This is a genomic window from Mycobacterium sp. UM_11 (genome assembly GCF_001414075.1).
Taxonomy (GTDB): Bacteria; Actinomycetota; Actinomycetes; order Mycobacteriales; family Mycobacteriaceae; genus Mycobacterium.
The window spans coordinates 1-883 of sequence record NZ_LATC01000225.1; the positions used below are offsets into that span (position 1 = coordinate 1).

1 protein-coding gene is annotated in these 883 nt (G+C 62.1%); it reads right to left on the minus strand.

Annotation, left to right across the window (positions count from 1 at the left end; genetic code table 11):
- The coding region (locus WU80_RS24760) for an MMPL family transporter (RefSeq protein WP_156371894.1) at positions 1 to 841 on the minus strand (841 nt) is incomplete at its 3' end.
- Positions 842 to 883 lie beyond the last annotated feature (42 nt).

Consider the following 883-nt stretch of genomic DNA (forward strand, 5'->3'; position numbering starts at 1 on the left):
AGATGTGTATAAGAGACAGCATCAGGAAGATGCCGTAATCCGTTCCGGCTCCCAATGTCAGCGCGATCACGATGTTCACGGCGAATGACGACAGTTCGATGTACCCGTAATGCCCGAGCGTCGAGACGATGCCCTTCGCGACGAGCATCTCGATGAGCACGCCGAGCAAGGGGACCAGCAGGGTGGACGGGGTGCGGTAGACCAGCAACAGCATCACCACGATGAGGATGATCGTGACGATCGTGACGTTGTTCAGGCTGGCATTGGCGATGGCGAGCGTGTCGGAGGCCAGGGGAGCCGCGCCGCTCACGTAGACCTTGAGGCCCGGTGGTGGCGTGTCCTTCTTGATGATGTCGCGGACGGCGTCCACGGATTGATTGGCCTGTATCTGGCCGATGTCGCCGGCGAGACGAAGGAGCACGTAGGTGCACTTGCCGTCCACGCTTTGCGCCCCCGCGGCGGTGAACGGCTTGCCCCACAGGTCCATCACGTATTGCACGTGCCTGGTGTCGTTCTGAAGGCGGCGCATCAGGTCGTCGTAGTAACGGTGGTCCGCGTCGCCCAGCGGACGGTTCGCCTCGAACACCACCATGGTCAAGTTGGTGGAGTTGGACTCGCGGAACTTCTCGCCGATGTGCAGCAGCGCCCGCTGTGAGGGCGCGTAGTGCGGGACCATCGGTCCGGCGAGCTCTTCGGCGACCCGCTCCACTTGGGGCATAAAGGTGTTCGTGGTGACCGCGAGCAGGCCCCAGAACAAGATGATCGGTATCGCGAAGGCCCGGACCATCCTGGGGACGAAAGGGCGTTTGACCCTGGGCTCGTCGAGGCGATGCTCGGTCATGCCGACTTCACCCTGCACTCGACCTGTCTCTTATACACATCT